Below are 16,062 nucleotides of genomic sequence, written 5' to 3'. Positions count from 1 at the left end.
GGAGGCTGCAGCCATGAACGCGCCCGCACTCTCCCGCCGCAGCCTGCTCCTCCAAGGCGGCGCCCTTGTGGTCGGATTCTCGCTGTCCGCCCGTGACGCGCTGGCGCAGCAGACCTTCGCGCCGGTTGCGACCATTGGCTTCTCGAAGCCGATCGCCACCGATCAGGTCGATAGCTTCTTGGCGCTTGGCGCCGACGGCCGCGTCACGATCTTCTCAGGCAAGGTCGATCTCGGCACCGGCGTACAGACTGCCATGGCCCAGATCGCGGCCGAGGAGCTCGACCTGCCCCTCGATCGCGTCGCGGTCGTGCAGGGCGATACGGCGCTCACTCCTGACCAGGGCCCCACCTACGGAAGCCTCTCGATCCAGAAGGGCGGCATGGAGATCCGGCAAGCGGCCGCAACCGCTCGGGCTCGGCTCCTGCAGCTCGCCAGCGAACGGCTCGGCCTGCCCGCCGACGCGCTGTTGAGCGAGAATGGCGTCGTGCGGCCAAGGGCTGGCGGGCAGGGCATCGACTATGCCGATCTCGTCAAGGACGGCCGCCTCGACCTGAAGGTTGACCCTGCCGCCAAGACCAAGGACTCGACGGCCTTCACGCTCGTCGGCAAGTCGGTGGCGCGCATCGACATCCCCGAGAAGGTGACTGGCCGCTTCACCTACATGCAGGACCACCGCGTGCCCGGCATGGTGCATGCTCGCGTGGTCCGCCCGCCGGCCATCGGCGCGAGCCTGGAGAGCGTGGACGAGGCTTCGGTCGCCGATGTGCCAAGCCTCATCAAGGTCGTGCGCCAGGGCAACTTTTTGGCTGTCGTCACCGAGAAGGAGTGGGCTGCAGTCAAGGCCGCCGAGCGGCTCAAGGCGACGTGGTCCAAGTGGGAGGGCCTGCCCGAGCGAGATAAGCTCTGGCAGCATGTGCGGGCCACCAAGGTCACCAAGGACGACGTCACGAGCAGCACGGGCGATGCCAGGGCAGCCCTTGGCCAAGCTGCGCGGACCCTTGAGGCGAGCTATGACTTCGCCATCCACACGCACGGCTCGATCGGCCCCTCTTGCGCGATCGCGGAGTTCAAGGACGGCCGGCTGACCTGCTGGACCGCCTCGCAGATGACGCATGCGCTGCGCAAGCAGCTCGCGGCGATGACCGGGCTCGAGCCGGAGGCGGTGCGCTGCATCTACATCGAGGGGTCGGGTTGCTATGGGCGCAACGGCCATGAGGACGCAGCGGGCGATGCGGTGTTGCTCGCCCGCGCTGTGGGCCGCCCCGTACGGGTGCAGTGGTCGCGCGCCGACGAGCATGGCTGGGACCCGAAAGGCCCGCCGACGCTGATCGACCTGAAGGCCGGGCTCGACGAGGAGGGCAGGGTCGCCGCGTGGTCCTCGCAGTTCCATGTGCCCGAGGGCGCGGCCGGCAATGTTCCGCTGGTGGCCGCTGATCTAGCCGGATTGCCGCACGAGACGACGATGTCGCCGGGAAATATCATCCAGAATTCGGCGCTACCCTATGCGATCCCGAACGTCCGTACGGTCTGTCACCGTCTCGCCTCGACGCCTTTCCGGCCGTCCTGGATCCGCACGCCGGGCCGGATGCAGAACACGTACGCCAACGAGGCCTTCCTCGACGAATGCGCAGCGGCGGCGGGCGCCGACCCACTGGAATACCGCCTGCGCGCGCTCAAGGACCCGCGCGGCATCGAAGTGCTCAAGCGCGTGGCCGAGATCGCGAAATGGCAGGCCCGGCCTTCGCCTGTCAGGGACGTCTCGGGCGACGTGTTGCGCGGGCGTGGCATCTCTTACGTGAAGTACGAGCTGAACCGCACCTATGTGGCGGGTGTCGCCGAGATCGAGGTGGAGCGCGGCACGGGGCGGGTGCGCGTGCCGCGCTTCTTCGTCGTCCAAGATTGCGGACAAATCATCAACCCGGACGGCGTGCGCAACCAGATCGACGGCAACGTGATCCAGACGGTGAGCCGCGTGCTGATGGAGGAGGTGATGTTCGACCGGGGCGCCGTCACGAGCCTCGACTGGGCGAGCTACCCGATCATCACCTTCCCCGACGTGCCCGAGGTGGTGACCGACCTGATCGACCGACCGAGCGAGAAGCCCTGGGGAGCGGGCGAGCCATCTGCGGCGATCGTGCCCTCTGCAATCTCGAACGCGCTGTACGACGCCACGGGCGTGCGTCTCCGCTCGGTGCCGTTCACGCCAGCCAAGGTGAAGGCAGCCCTTCAGGCGACCTGACGCACCCGTAACGATCGCACCCTCCGCTCGGTCTCCGCCCGGGCGGCCTCCGTTCCCAGCATACGAAACGTGAAGAGCACGGACTCCTGACCTCAAGCAGACTCTCTTCAGGGTCGCTCGAAACGTCCGCTACTGAGGATGAAATGGACCTTTAAGCGGCGGTCCCGGTATCACCATGTTGGGGTTCATCGAGCGCCTGACGTCGCAAGCGGACGCTCTAACCGTGAGATCCCTCTCGCTCGACGGCGCTGGTTCGTCCCTCAGTGGATGTCAGAAAATCGCCTCGTAGGCACGGCTGAAGGCTGCCTCCGCCGCGTATCCGATGCGCAGGGCTATTTCGCCGACGCGTGCCTCGCGGGCTACCAGCATGTCCCGGGCGAGACTGAGCCACCATTCGTTCTCGTAGCGCGGTGGCGAACGTCCGACGAGCGCGGTGAAATGTTCGCAGAAGCTCGAACGCGACATGCCAGCTGTCGGTCAGGGTCTCGACGCCCATGCCTGCGCGGCGCCCGCGGGTGCGTCGAGGATCGACCTGATCAGGATGCCTGAACCGCACCATCGTCAAGCGGCTGTGGGTGCGCCTCAAGGAGCGGCACGCGGTCGCCAGCCGCGACGAGAAGTCCACCCTCAGCTTCGCCGACGTCCTCTGCCTCGCCGCTAGCCTTGACTGGCTTGAGCGACGGCAAAGCCTGATAATGATGTGAGGTAAAGCTGAAGGAGCACATTTCAAAAATGTAAAGCATGTCTTTTAGCGGGTATTAACTCATAAGATTTACGGACCTTCATCCTGTCTACGGCATGATCCTCATCAATTGAGGATGGATCAGGATGCTGAAGCGGCTCGCCGACAGAATTTCCCTCAGGCGTCAGATCAGCCTGCTGGCGGGAGCCATTGGCCTCGCGGTCGTGGGCGGGACGACGGCCGGGTCCGCCCTGCTCGCGCGCGTGCAGGCCACCGATATGGCCCAGGACGCCCTCCTGCAGGTCGCCCGATCGGTCGCCGACCGTCTCGATCAAGACCTAGCCGAACGTCAGCGCGAGATCCGCAATGTCGCGGCACTCGAGGCCTTGCAACCCCACTGGCTGGAGAACACCGGCAGCCTGCGCAAGGTCCTCGATACGATGCAGTCGACACTGCCAGACTACGCGTGGATCGGGTTCGCGGATCAGGACGGTCGGGTGCGCGCGGCCACAGGCGGCATCCTCGAAGGCGCGAGCGTTGCTCAGCGCCCCTGGTTCAGCAACGGTATCAAGCAGGCCGCCGTCGAAGACGTTCACCCGGCGTCCTTGCTGCAGTCCCTGCTCAAGCCTCATGCTGATGGCACACCGTTCCGCTTCGTCGACGTGGCCGCCCCGGTCAGCGACGGCTCAGGCCGGATCATCGGCGTGCTTGGAACCCACCTTAGTTGGCGCTGGGCCGACGTGGTCCGGCGAGAGGTGCTGTCATCGCGCAGGCCTGAACTGAAGGAGGACATCATCGTCCTCGATCGATCGGGGCGCGTCCTCCTAGGTCCAGACCTCGGAGCCGCGCCCTACACGGCGGCAGAGCTTGCCGCCGGTCGCTTCATCGATCGCCGAGCGGGCGGGGATCGGCTGGCGACCGCTGCCGCGACCCACGGACGGGGCGATTACGCGGGCCTCGGCTGGATCGTCGTCGCCCTGCAGCCGGTCGACACGGCGCTCGCGGGCGCCAACCGCCTGACCGGCCTGATCCTGCTCGTCGGCCTCATAGCCGCTGTGCTCGGCATGGTCGGGATCGGGCTCATTGCCGGGCGGCTGAGCCGGCCTCTGACGCGGCTGACGGAGGCGGTCGACCGCATCGGACGGCAGCCGAACGCGCGGATGACGGACCGCGTGCATGGCTCTCCCGAGGTTCTGCGCCTGTCCACCGCGATCCGGTCGCTCCTGAGGCGCATCGGCACGGCCGAGGAGGATGCGCGGCTGAGCCGGGTCGAGGCCACGGACGCCGTGCACGCCGCGGAGGACCGCGTCCGACGGCTCGGCGCCGATCTCCGCGCCATGCAGGTCCTGGCCGACACGGACGGTCTCACGGGCTTGCTCAACCGGCGCGCGTTCCTGCCCCTTGCCAACGATGCGATGAGCTACTTCAAGCGCTACCGGCGCGGCATCTGCGTCTTGATGATCGACATCGATCACTTCAAGCGCGTCAACGATCTGTACGGCCACGCGGCGGGCGATGAGGTCATCCGCCAGGTCGGCCGGATCATCAGGGACGCGATTCGGACTACCGACAAGGTGGCACGGTTCGGCGGCGAGGAATTCGTGGTCCTTCTCCGGGAGACCGACCTGCAGGGTGCGACGCTCTTCGCTGAGCGCATTCGCCAGACCGTCGCCGGCACCGTGTTTGAGCCGGAGGGGCAGTGCCTCAGAGCGACGATCAGCGTCGGCATGGCTGGCGCCGACGTGGCGGACGATGACATCGACCACACGATCGAACGCGCTGACCGCGCTCTCTACGCGGCGAAATCCGGCGGGCGCAACTGCGTGCGATCGGCCGAGACTGCGGCTGCTCCCGATCTGCGATCGGCCGCTTAGCTGGCTGGTATAGGCACGACCCAGCCGCTTTAGGGTGTGCCGTCGCCTGAGCGAATCACGACTCCTGCCGTTTTCCTGTGTTCGATCAAGGAAGTGGGGTGCTGTCGGATGCACAGTGGAACGACTTGGAGGCAGGCCCTGGGCTAAGACCAAGAGAAAAGCCACGAACATGAGGCGGGACCGGCCTGACTACCCTGGTATCTAGAGCGTAGCTCAGATGTAGGTCGAGGCGAGCGCTGGCGAACCTTCGAGCGCGTGTGCGAGCACTTCCAAGCCGCGCGTGATCTGCTGCCGGGTCGAGGGGCCGCCGAGGCAGAGGCGCACCGCTTCCGGTGGCGTCCCAGCCACGCAGAAGGGGTCGCTGCCGACTACCCCCAGCCCCGCCGACCGGCCCTGGCTGGCAAAGGCCGAGCGCGTCCAGCCGCTCGGCAGCGTAATCCAGACGTGAAAGCCATGCGGATCGGCGGTGTAGGTTTCGGCTGGAAGCAGCGAGGCCACGATGCGCTGGCGCGCGGCCGATTCGTCGCGGACGAATTGCACGATGGTGTCGGCCGTGCCGTCCATGATCCAGCGCGTCGTCAGTGCGGTCGAGATCGGCGAGGCCATGACGGTCGCGGCCCGTAACGCACCCGAAAGCGGCAGGGCGGACCGGGCGCTCGGGGCGACCAGGAAGGCAAGACGAAGGCCGGCGCCCAAGCACTTGGCCACGCCTGCCACGTAGTAGGTGATCTCGGGCGCGAGTTCCGCGAAGCTCGGCGGTGGTGCCGGGCAGATGCGGGCGTAGGCGTCATCCTCGATGATGCTGACGGCATAGCGCCGTGCCACCGCGATGATGGCTTCCCGCCGCGCGCGGGACAGCGTCGCGGTGGTCGGGTTCTGCAGAAGCGGATTCAGGTAGATGGCCTTCGGTGCGACCTTAGTACAGGCGGCCGCGAATGCATCGGGGTCGACCCCGTGCCGGTCCATCGGCAGTCCGACCAAGCGCAGCCCTAGATGTGCCGCGAGCGCACGGATGCCCGGGTAGGTGATGCGCTCGACGCAGATGGTGTCCCCCGGTTGGGCGACCTGACCTAACACGCTGCAAAGGGCGCTGTGCGCGCCGGGGCAGATCAGAAGGCGCTCCTGCGTCGTGTCGACCCCGCGGCCCTTTAGCCACCGTAGCGCCGCCTCCTTGTCAGCACCGGTCCCGCCGAAGCCCTGGTAACGCAGAAGGTTGGCGAGGTCGCCGGAGAGTTCGGCGAACGAGGCCTGCATACGCGCCTGGAGGATTGGATCGTCGGGCTCGGGCGGCAGGTTCATGGTGAAGTCGACTGGCCCAACTCGCGGGGCGCCGGCGGCGACGCCCGAACGTGCAGAGCGGGCCGGGTCGAGCACGAAGGTGCCCTGGCCGACACGTCCCTCGATGAGTCCGCGCTTGTGCGCCTCGACATAGCCGCGGGACACTGTCGTGAAGTTCAGGTCGAGCGCCTCGGCAAGGGCGCGTTGCGTTGGCAGGCGCGTGCCCGGTGTCAAACGGCCCGTTCGGATGTCGGCCGTCAAGGCCTCCGCGATGGCGAGATAATGGGGCTTGCCCCACCGCTTCAGGTCCGGCGCCCAAGCTCCGCTCATAGCATTTTGGGGGCTGGCTCGCCCACCTCGTTCCGCCGCCGTCATCCGTTTCGCACCTATGCCATCAACATCCAATCAATGCTGTATTGTATGGCTAGCAAGCCGCGTGCCGCGACCCCGCTCGCAGGAAGGCGCGCGATATCCATACAATACTGGCAATCATTGACCTCAGAACGCGCATTGAATGATCACTCGTTGCGCAGAGACTGCTTCCGAACTACGCGGATCGTACAATTTTGAGGAGAACTGCATCAACGTTTCTGATTGCATTATTGTATGTATCGCACTTCGAATGATTGATCGGCATATTGATCGGCGGTGCTTTGGCACATTGCTTGCCATGGTTGGCCAGTGACCGTTCGCAATTCAGTCTGTGGTGGTCCCATCCTTCAAGGAGCGAGAGCAATGCCTGCCGTAAATCGCGAACCCCACAAGAAGGGCGACTTCCTGGTCGACTACGAGGAGAAGGTCTTCGAGGACGTAAAGGCGGAGCCGGGCCAGAAGGCTCTCGTCACCTTTCACACCGTCGCCTTCGAGGGCTCCATCGGCCTCGTGAACCTGCTTCAGGCTACCCGCCTGCAGCGCAAGGGCTTCGATACCTCCATCCTGCTCTACGGGCCCGGCATCACGCTCGGCGTCCAGCGCGGCTTCCCGCGCCTCGGCGACGAGGCCTTCCCGGGCCATCTGAACTTCAACAACCAGCTTGAGAAGTTCATGGCCGAGGGTGGCAAGGTCTATGCCTGCCGCTTCTCGACCCAGGCCCTCTACGGGCACGGCGAGGCCGCCTTCATCGAGGGTATCCGCATGATCAACCCCCTCGATGTCCTCGACTGCATCCTCCTGCACAAGCGCGACAACGCGGTGATCATCGACACCTGGACCGTCTGAGCGGCTCTCGAGCCAGTCCATCGGGACGTCGCATCCGGCGGTCGCGCACAACGCGGCCGCCGTCACAGCCGGAGGATCTTCCATGTCAGAGAACCGGATTGTGCGGGCTGCCGCCGTCCAGATCGCGCCGGACCTCGACCGGGCGGACGGCACGCTGGAGCGCGTCCTCAACGCCATCGACGAGGCCGCGGCCAAGGGCGCGCGGTTCATGGTCTTCCCCGAGACCTTCGTGCCCTACTACCCCTACTTCTCGTTCGTGCTGCCACCGGCGCTGCAGGGCGCGGAGCACCTGAAGCTCTATGAACGCGCGCCCATCGTCCCGGGCCCGCTGACACAGGCGGTCGCTGCCGCGGCGCGCCGGCACGGCACCGTCATCGTGCTTGGCGTCAACGAGCGCGACCACGGCTCGCTCTACAACACGCAGCTGATCTTCGACGCGGACGGCACGCTGAAGCTCAAGCGCCGCAAGATCACGCCGACCTACCACGAGCGCATGATCTGGGGTCAGGGCGATGGCTCCGGCCTCGACGTGGTCGAGACCGCCGTGGGACGAGTCGGCGCGCTGGCCTGCTGGGAGCACTACAACCCGCTTGCCCGCTACGCCCTGATGGCGCGCCACGAGGAGATCCACGCAGCCCAGTTCCCGGGTTCCCTCGTCGGCCAGATCTTCGCCGACCAGATGGAGGTGACGATCCGCCACCATGCTCTGGAGGCGGCCTGCTTCGTGGTCAACGCCACCGGCTGGCTCAGCGATGAGCAGGTGGCGCAGGTCTGCCCCGACGAGCGCCTGCGCGGCGCCTGCCGCGGCGGCAACTGCACCGCCATCGTCTCGCCCGAGGGCAAGCACCTCGTCGATCCCCTCGGGCCCGGTGAGGGCATCCTGATCGCCGACATGGACCTCGCGCTGGTGACCAAGCGCAAGCGGATGATGGACTCGGTCGGACACTACGCGCGCCCCGAACTCCTCAGCCTCCTCCACGACGACCGTCCGGCCTCGTTCATGCACCAGCCGATCCGTTCCCAGACCATCTCCCGGAGCCTCGACCATGAGCAGCAGCCCGCTTCCGACGAGCCTTCCACCGTGCCCTCCGGTCGTGGCGGGCCCGGTCGGGATGCCGACGGAGCGCCTGATCAACGCCTTGCAATCCTACGGCGTTAGGCTCGCCGACAGCCGCGCCGGGGCGCCGAGCCGCCGCGGCGGGGCTGGCCCCTCCGACCACAAGGCCATGACCATCGCGGGCCGCACGGTGATGGTGCCTGTCCACACCGAGAGCGCCTTCGACTCGCCCTTTCTCGTGCGCCGCCCGGACGCCGACGGGGTATCCATGATCGAGCACGACGGCATTGTGATCGGGCGCGCCACGTTCCCGGGCAAGCCCCGCTTCTACGCCCTCTCGACCTTCGACGGCGTGCCATACTCCAAGATTGCCGTCTTGCATGGGCGAGACGTGCTCGCCACCACTGTGTTGCAGACCTGCATCCGCTACCAGAGCCGCGCCAAGACCTGCCAATTCTGCTCAATCGGCCAGTCGCTCGCCGCCGGCCGCACCGTCGCGCACAAGAGCCCGGAGCAGCTCGCAGAGGTCGCCCGCGCCGCCGTGTTGCTCGACGGCGTGAAGCACATGGTGATGACGACGGGGACGCCGAACGCCACCGACCGGGGCGCGGCGGTCCTATGCGAGAGTGCCTTCGCGGTGAAGGCGGCCGTCGACCTGCCGATCCAGGCCCAATGCGAGCCGCCGGATGACGACCGCTGGTTCGAGCGGATGAAGCTCTCGGGCGTCGACGCGCTCGGCATGCATCTCGAAGCCGTCACCCCCGAGGTCCGTGCCCGCATCATGCCGGGAAAGGCGAGCGTGTCGCTTGAGCGCTACTACGAGGCCTTCGAGGCTGCCGTGCCGGTCTTTGGGCGGGGACAGGTCTCGACCTACATCCTGGCCGGCCTCGGCGACACGCCGGAGGCCATCCTGGAAATGGCCGAGCGCCTCATCGGGATGGGCGTCTACCCGTTCGTCGTGCCCTTCGTGCCGATTTCCGGGACGCCGCTAGAAAGCCACCCCGCGCCCGGCCCCGACTTCATGCACGGCATCCTCGAGCCGCTGGCTGACATGCTGGCCGGCGCGGATCTGCGCTCGACCGACATCAAGGCCGGCTGCGGACGCTGCGGCGCCTGCTCGGCCCTCTCCACCTACGAGCGCGCGGGGACGGCGGCATGATCATCGAACCGGTCCCGCCGTTCCGGCCGAGCCACTTCCGGGTGAAGTTCGCAGTCGCGCCGTGGGAGCGGCGCGCCTGCGCGGCGCTTCGCCGCCAAGTCTTCTGCACGGAGCAGGGCATCTTCGCGGACGACGACCGGGACGCCATCGACGCGCATGCCTTCCCGATCTGCGCCCTCTCGACGCTCGGCGCCGAGGCCGACGCCGTCGTCGGCACGGTGCGCATTCATGAAGCGGCGGAGCAGCCGGGCGAGTGGTGGGGCTCACGCCTCGCCGTCGCGATGGCCTTACGCGGCACGGCGGCCCTGGGTGCCGGGCTCATCCAGGTCGCGGTCTCCTCGGCTCATGCCCGCGGCTGCACACGCTTCCTCGCCCACGTGCAGGAACGGAACGTGCCGCTGTTCCAGACCCTGCACTGGTCAAGCCTCAACGAGGTGGACCTGCACGGGCGGCCCCATCACCTGATGCAGGCCGATCTCGGCGCCTATCCGCCAATGCACAACCCCGAGCACGGCCTCGTGACGTTTCGCAGGGCCGCGTGATGACCGCAGCCCTCGACATCCAGGCTCTAGCCCGGCAGATCCGAGCCGCGCGCGGCCTGCGCCACAAGCGCGACATCGACGCCGTGGTCGCGCGGCTCGGACTGACCAGCCGGCACGCCGCGGTGCCGGTCGGCGACGACTGCGCTGCCATTCCCGACGGCGAGGGCCACCTGCTCTTCGCCATCGAAGGCTTCCTCGACAGCTTCGTCGCCGCCGACCCGTATTTCGCTGGCTACTGCGGAATCATGGTCAACCTCAGCGACGTCGCCGCCATGGGCGGGCGTCCGCTGGCCGTGGTCGATGCCCTCTGGAGCCGGGATGCCGCAGCTGCGGACCCAGTCCTGGCCGGCCTGTCCGATGCGGCCGCGCTCTACGGTGTGCCTGTGGTCGGTGGCCATACCAACACGCGCGCCGAAGCCGGCAACCTCGCGGTCGCCGTGCTCGGTCGGGCCGGCCCGCGCCTACTCACCAGCTTCGACGCGGCGCCGGGCGACGACCTCGTCGCCGCCATCGATCTGCGCGGACGCTTCCGCGATCCGCACCCTTACTGGGACGCCTCGACCAGTGCACCGGGAGAGCGCTTACGCGGCGACCTAGCTCTCCTGCCGGGGCTCGCCGAGGACGGCCTTTGTCGGGCTGCCAAGGACATCAGCATGGCCGGCGTCGTCGGCACGGCACTGATGTTGCTCGAATGCTCGAACGTGGGCGGCGTCATCGACCTCGGCCCGATCCCGAGACCGGAGCACGTTCCCCTCGCGCGCTGGCTGATCGCCTTCCCGAGCTTCGGCTATCTCCTCAGCGTTCGCCCCGACCGCACACCGGCCGTGCTCGAGCGCTTCGCCGAACGCGGCATCGCGAGCGCACGGATTGGGCACCTCGATGCGAGCCGGATCGCCCGGGTCCGCGGCTCCGCGGGCGATGAGGCAGTGGTTTGGGACTTTATGGCCAGCCCGCTCATCGGCTGCAGCCAGGATGGCACGGGAGCTGGAAGGTGAGGGGCCTGCGCATCGCCATCCTGACTCACTCGACCAACCCGCGCGGCGGCGTCGCCCACTGCCTCGCCTTGGCTGAGGCCTTGAGCGCCCTCGGGCACGAGCCAGTGGTCCATGCGCCGGACCCATCCGGCCGCGGCTTCTTCCGGGACGCGGCCTGCTCCACAGTGACGGTTGCCGCCCAGGCGGTCAGCGGCACGACGGTCGACCTCGTGCGGGCTCGCATCAACGACTATCTGCGCCACTTCGCGACGCCCGCCGCTTGCGACTTCGACGTTTTCCACGCTCATGACGGGATCGGCGGCAACGCGCTCGCGACCCTGAAGCACCGGCGGCTGATCCCGGGCTTCGCGCGCACGGTCCATCATGTCGACAGCTTCTCCGACCCACAGCTCGCCGAGTGGCAGGATCGCTCGATCTGCGAGGCCACCCGCCTGCTCTGCGTCAGCCGCACCTGGGCCGAGTGGGTAAGGGACGACCTCGGCAGGCAGGCTGACATCGTCGGGAACGGGGTGGACCTGTCGACCTTCCGTCGCGAGCCGACCGAAGCAGACGCCGCCGTGCGTGAGCGCCTGGGTCTCGGCCTCGGACCGGTGATCCTCAGCGTCGGCGGCTTCGAGGAGCGCAAGAACACGGCCGGCATCATCGCGGCCTTCGCGCGCCTACGCGAATGTCACCCCCAGGCGCAGCTCGTGGTCGCCGGTGGGGCAACGCTGCTGGACCACGCGGCCTACCGCGCTCGCTGCCGCGCGGTTCTGTCCGCCGCCGGCCTCGCTCTCGGCCGAGGCCTGCCCGTGATCGAGACGGGTCCTGTCCCGCAAGGCGACATGCCGGCGCTCTACCGGGTTGCGGACGTCCTGGCCTTTCCCTCTTGGAAGGAGGGCTTCGGGCTCTGCGTGCTGGAGGCGATGGCCTGCGGCACCCCCGCCATCGTATCCCGGCAGCCGCCCTTCACCGAGTACCTCGCGGCGACGGAAGCCCTCTTCGTCGATCCGGCCGACCCCGAAGCCATCGCCGGCGCGATGGCAGAAGCCTTGCTGCCGGACACCCGCGCGCGGCTGCGGGCCGCCGACCCGGCGCGGGCCGCAGCCCATTCCTGGCGCACATGCGCGGAGCGCCACCTCGATGCCTACGCGGCTTGTGCCCGCGCCCGACAGGAGCCGATCCATGCCTGAGATGCGCTTCCACGTCCGCTGGCCCGATGGCCGGCGCGAGGCCTGCTACTCGCCTTCCCTCGTCGTGAAAGAGTTCCTGGCGCCAGGCGAGAGCTACGCCGTCGACGACTTCGTCGAGAAGACTCGCGCGGCGCTCAACATCGCGAGCGAGCGGGTGCGCGAGAAATACGGTTTCGCGTGCTCGTCCGCCTTGGACCAACTCGCCCGGATCGAGGCCGCCGCGAAGCGGCAGGTGCCTGGTGGCCAAGTCACCGTCGAGTCGTTCGAACCCTAAGTCGACGCCTCCTCTCGGACTCACACGGAGCCAGAGCTATGTCCTCCAACACCCGTCACGTCCCCGTCGTTATCGTCGGCGGCGGCCAAGCCGGCCTCTCGGTCAGCTATCACCTCAAGCAGCGCGGTATCGAGCATCTCGTGTTTGAGAAGAAGACCGCCGCGCACACCTGGGAGACGCAGCGCTGGGACACGTTCTGCCTCGTCACCCCGAACTGGCAATGCGACCTGCCGGGGCACCGCTACGACGGGCCGGACACGGACGGATTCATGAAGAAGGAGGAGATCGTCGCCTACCTCAAGGCTTTCGTCGCCAAAGTGAACCCACCGATCCGCGAAGGTGTCGCAGTCACCCGCGTCGAGCGGCGCGAGGACGGCATCTTCTCGGTCCAGACCTCGGAGGGCGACTACACCGCCGACGAGGTCGTCGTCGCCTCCGGCGGCTACCACACGCCGATCATCCCGCGCATGGCCGAGAAACTGCCGGGCTCGATCACGCAAATCCACTCGAACCAGTACCGCAACCCTGTCCAACTGCCCGCGGGCGAGGTGCTGGTCGTCGGGTCGGGGCAGTCTGGCGCGCAGATCGCCGAGGACCTGCACCTCGCCGGACGCAAGGTACACCTGGCGGTGGGGGACGCGCCGCGTTGCGCTCGGTTTTACCGGGGGCGCGACGTCGTGACGTGGCTGGCGGACATGGGCTACTACGAGATGACCGTCGACAATCACCCGTTGCGCGACGGCGTCCGCGACAACACTAACCACTACGTGACGGGCCGCGACGGCGGCCGCGACATCGACCTTCGCCGCTTCGCGACGGAGGGCATGAGACTTTACGGTCTGATGGCGGACTACCAAGACGGCAGCTTGTTCTTCCGAGATGACCTCAAGCGCTCGCTCGACCAAGCCGACCGGACCTACAACGGCATCAACGCGGCCATCGACAAGTACATTGCCGAGAAGGGCATCGATGCCCCGGCGCAGGAGCACTACACCCCGGTCTGGGAGCCGGGCGAACCGATTACCAGTCTCGCCCTCGACGATTCCGGCATCACCAGCGTCGTCTGGTGCATCGGCTTCACGCCGGACTTCCGCTGGCTCGACGCGTCGGTGTTCAATGGCGCTGGCAACCCGAAGCACAAGCGAGGTGTCACGAACGAGGACGGCGTCTACTTCATCGGTCTGCCCTGGCTGAACACCTGGGGCTCGGGCCGGTTCGGGGCGGTCGGGCGCGACGCCGAGTACATCGTGCAAGTGATCCAGAAGCGCCTCGGTGCCGAGCGGTTCGCCTTGAAGTTCGCGGTCTGACCCGGCCTACGCGTTGCCTCGTTTGCCTTCCCGAACGGCCTTCTAAGCGTGTGACCCAGGCTCCTCCCACGGCGGGACCTATCTGAATGGCCGAAGTCGACCAACGTCGGTGCCGTTCCCGCAACAGGACGATCCTCCGCATTGTCCGGGGTCCGCTCTTTGCCAGGAGCTGGTCGGACATCTTGCAGTTCGACAGCCTGAGCGAGAGTTGCTGCGCTTCGAACTTGCTGCCGGCGTCGGATTCGAGGCACGTTCGGCAGGGAGGCCGAACACGCCCCGGGTTCCTCTTTACGGCGCGTGGTTCGTCGGCGTCAGCCGCCGGAGAGCCGCTGCAGCAGACGCTCGGCCGCAGGTCCGGATGAGGCCGGGTTCTGACCGGTGATCAGCAGGCCGTCCGCGACCACGTATGGCTGCCAGTCACCGGCCTTGCTGAAGTTGCCGCCGTTCCGCTTGAGCTCGTCCTCGACGAGGAACGGGACTACCTCGGTGAGGCCGACCGCGTCCTCCTCGGTGTTGGTGAAGCCGGTTACGTCTCTACCTTCGACGAGCGGCCTGCCATCGGGCGCCTTGGCATGCCGCAGCACGCCGGGTGCGTGGCAGACGAGAGTGACAGGCTTGCCGGCCGCGAGCGTGGTCTCGATCAGGCTCACCGAGGTGGGATCCTCGGCAAGGTCCCACAGCGGCCCATGGCCACCGGGATAGAACACGGCATCGAAGCCGTCGTGGGTCACACTCTCGAGGCGGATTGTGTCCGCCAGAACCGAGTTAGCCGCGCTGTCGGCCTCGAAGCGGCGAGTCAGGTCCGTCTGGAAACCCGGCTCGTTGCTCTTCGGGTCGAGCGGCGGACGGGCCACCCAAGGGCGATGCAAGAACGACCTCGGCGCCCGCATCCTTGAACACGTAGTAGGGGGCGGCCAGCTCCTCCAGCCAGAATCCAGTTTTCCGGCCGGTGTCGCCGAGCTGGTCGTGTGAGGTCAGCACCATCAGGATCTTCATCGTAGTTCTCCGCGGTCAGAGGGCGAGTGAAGGGTTGCCGGGGAAGTCGGCTTGACCAGCCGCGCTTCCGTTGGGGTGGACCGACCCTGTGCGGACCGGGACCTTGCCGACCGGGGCGATGTTCGCGTCGGCGAGGCCGTGGGCCTTCTGCACGACCTTCGGCAGCGCGGCGTACTCCGCCGACATGACGCTGCAGAGGCAGTGCCTGTTCCCGTCCTCAGGCGATCTGCGGATGGTGTCAGGGTAAAGCTGCAGGCAGCGGATCGGGCCGAAGGTCTCGGCACTCATCGCCACCGGCTCGGCCGTCCTGTTCTCCAAGTAGCGCCCGGCCACCGCCGCTCCCAGGTCCGCCTTGCTGGCGGAGTGATGGTAGATGTACGCGGCCTTGATGCCGAGGTCGCGGTGCAGGCGGACCATCTTCGGAGCACCAACATGGAAGCGGGAGCGCACGCGCTGAGAGGCCAGTTCCGCTAGCAAGAAGCCGCAGCCGGGAGGCGGAGAGTCGGCTACCAGCTCGGGTGGCGAATTGTTCAGGAGACGGCGAGCCACCGGATCGGTTAAAGAGCATTTCCATCGAAGGAGGAGCGCATATGGCAACGGGTACGGTGAAGTGGTTCAACGGAACCAAGGGCTTCGGCTTCATCCAACCTGACGACGGCGGTCAGGACGTGTTCGTGCATATCTCCGCGGTCGAGAAGGCTGGCCTTCGCGACCTCGCGGAGGGTCAGAAAATCTCCTACGAGGTGGTGGTCGACCAACGCCGCGGCAAAGCCTCTGCGGAGAACCTGAAGGCCGACTAGAAGAGAGCTCGTTCCGGCGGCTAACGACGCTGCCGGCACTCTCACACGACGGACGATCCCACTGCATCATTCTGTGCTTGGGCAGCGGAACAGAGGCCCATCATGGCAGGATCCAATCCGACCGGTCGCTCGGCGACCATGTCGATGGCCGACTTCAACGAGCGTGCGAAGCGCACGGCGGCCAACATGCCGACGATCGAGAAGCCACCTACGAAGCGACGCAATGCACCGCGACCGAATAAGCCGCCGGTTGCTGCCAAGCCGGATGGCGAAGCGGAGAATGAGTAACCGGCTGCTCGCTCTCTGACCCGGAGAGCGGCGGAAGCTCATCAACGTGATGCTGCGCTCGGTGACGGCCATGGATCAGCTAGCCTCGGCAGCATCCACATGGCGGTACCGACCGCGGCAAGCGCCCCATGATATGCGCGCAGCCCCGTGTGGGCAGTGTCGCTGTGCGCCTCGATACCAA

The 16,062-nt window shown here is 67.2% G+C and carries 14 protein-coding genes and 2 pseudogenes; 12 read left to right on the top strand and 4 right to left on the bottom strand.

From position 1 onward, the window contains the following. Positions 1-13: 13 nt before the first annotated feature. Positions 14-2,239, top strand: coding sequence for a molybdopterin cofactor-binding domain-containing protein (locus FHU13_RS08795; RefSeq protein ID WP_183435494.1), 2,226 nt, complete (start codon positions 14-16; stop codon positions 2,237-2,239). A 270-nt stretch (positions 2,240-2,509) separates the two neighbouring features. Here the strand turns inward: FHU13_RS08795 and FHU13_RS08790 are convergent. Continuing rightward, positions 2,510-2,710, bottom strand: a pseudogene (locus tag FHU13_RS08790) (helix-turn-helix domain-containing protein); the annotation flags it as partial. A 357-nt stretch (positions 2,711-3,067) separates the two neighbouring features. Between FHU13_RS08790 and FHU13_RS08785 the strand changes: the two are divergent. Next, entirely contained in the window at positions 3,068-4,795 is a 1,728-nt protein-coding gene (locus FHU13_RS08785; RefSeq protein ID WP_183435493.1) for a sensor domain-containing diguanylate cyclase, read from the top strand. 213 nt (positions 4,796-5,008) lie between these two features. Here FHU13_RS08785 and FHU13_RS08780 read toward each other — a convergent pair whose 3' ends face one another. Further along, the gene (locus tag FHU13_RS08780) at positions 5,009-6,448 is read right to left on the bottom strand and encodes a PLP-dependent aminotransferase family protein (RefSeq protein WP_409518488.1); all 1,440 of its coding nucleotides are present in this window, start codon (positions 6,446-6,448) and stop codon (positions 5,009-5,011) included. 360 nt (positions 6,449-6,808) lie between these two features. On the opposite strand from FHU13_RS08780, the gene FHU13_RS08775 reads away from it, so the two are divergent. The 8 genes from FHU13_RS08775 to FHU13_RS08740 all read left to right on the top strand — a co-directional run bounded on the left by FHU13_RS08775 (position 6,809) and on the right by FHU13_RS08740 (position 13,797). Continuing rightward, positions 6,809-7,291, top strand: a complete 483-nt coding sequence (locus FHU13_RS08775) for an MSMEG_0572/Sll0783 family nitrogen starvation response protein (protein ID WP_012452016.1) — start codon at positions 6,809-6,811, stop codon at positions 7,289-7,291. Positions 7,292-7,373: 82 nt separating this feature from the next. Further along, positions 7,374-8,450, top strand: coding sequence for a Nit6803 family nitrilase (locus FHU13_RS08770; protein WP_183435491.1), 1,077 nt, complete (start codon positions 7,374-7,376; stop codon positions 8,448-8,450). Then, complete coding sequence (locus FHU13_RS08765; protein WP_183435490.1) at positions 8,404-9,507, top strand: MSMEG_0568 family radical SAM protein; 1,104 nt, start codon at positions 8,404-8,406, stop codon at positions 9,505-9,507. The genes FHU13_RS08770 and FHU13_RS08765 overlap by 47 nt, the downstream gene beginning before the upstream one ends. After that, positions 9,504-10,049, top strand: coding sequence for an MSMEG_0567/Sll0786 family nitrogen starvation N-acetyltransferase (locus FHU13_RS08760; RefSeq protein WP_183435489.1), 546 nt, complete (start codon positions 9,504-9,506; stop codon positions 10,047-10,049). The genes FHU13_RS08765 and FHU13_RS08760 overlap by 4 nt, the downstream gene beginning before the upstream one ends. After that, the gene (locus tag FHU13_RS08755; protein ID WP_183435488.1) at positions 10,049-11,044 is read left to right on the top strand and encodes a sll0787 family AIR synthase-like protein; all 996 of its coding nucleotides are present in this window, start codon (positions 10,049-10,051) and stop codon (positions 11,042-11,044) included. The genes FHU13_RS08760 and FHU13_RS08755 overlap by 1 nt, the downstream gene beginning before the upstream one ends. Further along, entirely contained in the window at positions 11,041-12,216 is a 1,176-nt protein-coding gene (locus FHU13_RS08750) for an MSMEG_0565 family glycosyltransferase (RefSeq protein ID WP_183435487.1), read from the top strand. The genes FHU13_RS08755 and FHU13_RS08750 overlap by 4 nt, the downstream gene beginning before the upstream one ends. Continuing rightward, entirely contained in the window at positions 12,209-12,490 is a 282-nt protein-coding gene (locus tag FHU13_RS08745) for an MSMEG_0570 family nitrogen starvation response protein (RefSeq protein ID WP_183435486.1), read from the top strand. The genes FHU13_RS08750 and FHU13_RS08745 overlap by 8 nt, the downstream gene beginning before the upstream one ends. A gap of 38 nt (positions 12,491-12,528) precedes the next feature. Further along, complete coding sequence (locus tag FHU13_RS08740) at positions 12,529-13,797, top strand: MSMEG_0569 family flavin-dependent oxidoreductase (RefSeq protein ID WP_183435485.1); 1,269 nt, start codon at positions 12,529-12,531, stop codon at positions 13,795-13,797. Between the two features lie 311 nt (positions 13,798-14,108). On the opposite strand, the pseudogene FHU13_RS08735 reads toward FHU13_RS08740, so the two are convergent. Further along, positions 14,109-14,793, bottom strand: a pseudogene (locus FHU13_RS08735) (type 1 glutamine amidotransferase domain-containing protein). A 15-nt stretch (positions 14,794-14,808) separates the two neighbouring features. Then, on the bottom strand, positions 14,809-15,210 hold the full coding sequence (locus tag FHU13_RS08730; RefSeq protein WP_183435484.1) for a TetR/AcrR family transcriptional regulator: 402 nt from the start codon (positions 15,208-15,210) through the stop codon (positions 14,809-14,811). Between the two features lie 173 nt (positions 15,211-15,383). Between FHU13_RS08730 and FHU13_RS08725 the strand changes: the two genes are divergently transcribed. After that, a complete protein-coding gene (locus FHU13_RS08725; RefSeq protein ID WP_183435483.1) occupies positions 15,384-15,593 on the top strand; it encodes a cold-shock protein in 210 nt (69 codons plus the stop codon). A gap of 144 nt (positions 15,594-15,737) precedes the next feature. Then, positions 15,738-15,881, top strand: a complete 144-nt coding sequence (locus tag FHU13_RS08720; protein ID WP_183435482.1) for a hypothetical protein — start codon at positions 15,738-15,740, stop codon at positions 15,879-15,881. Positions 15,882-16,062 lie beyond the last annotated feature (181 nt).

Origin of the sequence: Methylobacterium sp. R2-1 (assembly GCF_014191355.1) — a bacterium.
Taxonomy (GTDB): Bacteria; Pseudomonadota; Alphaproteobacteria; order Rhizobiales; family Beijerinckiaceae; genus Methylobacterium.
Note: the sequence above shows the minus strand (reverse complement) of the source record. Positions and strands in the feature narration are given on the sequence as shown.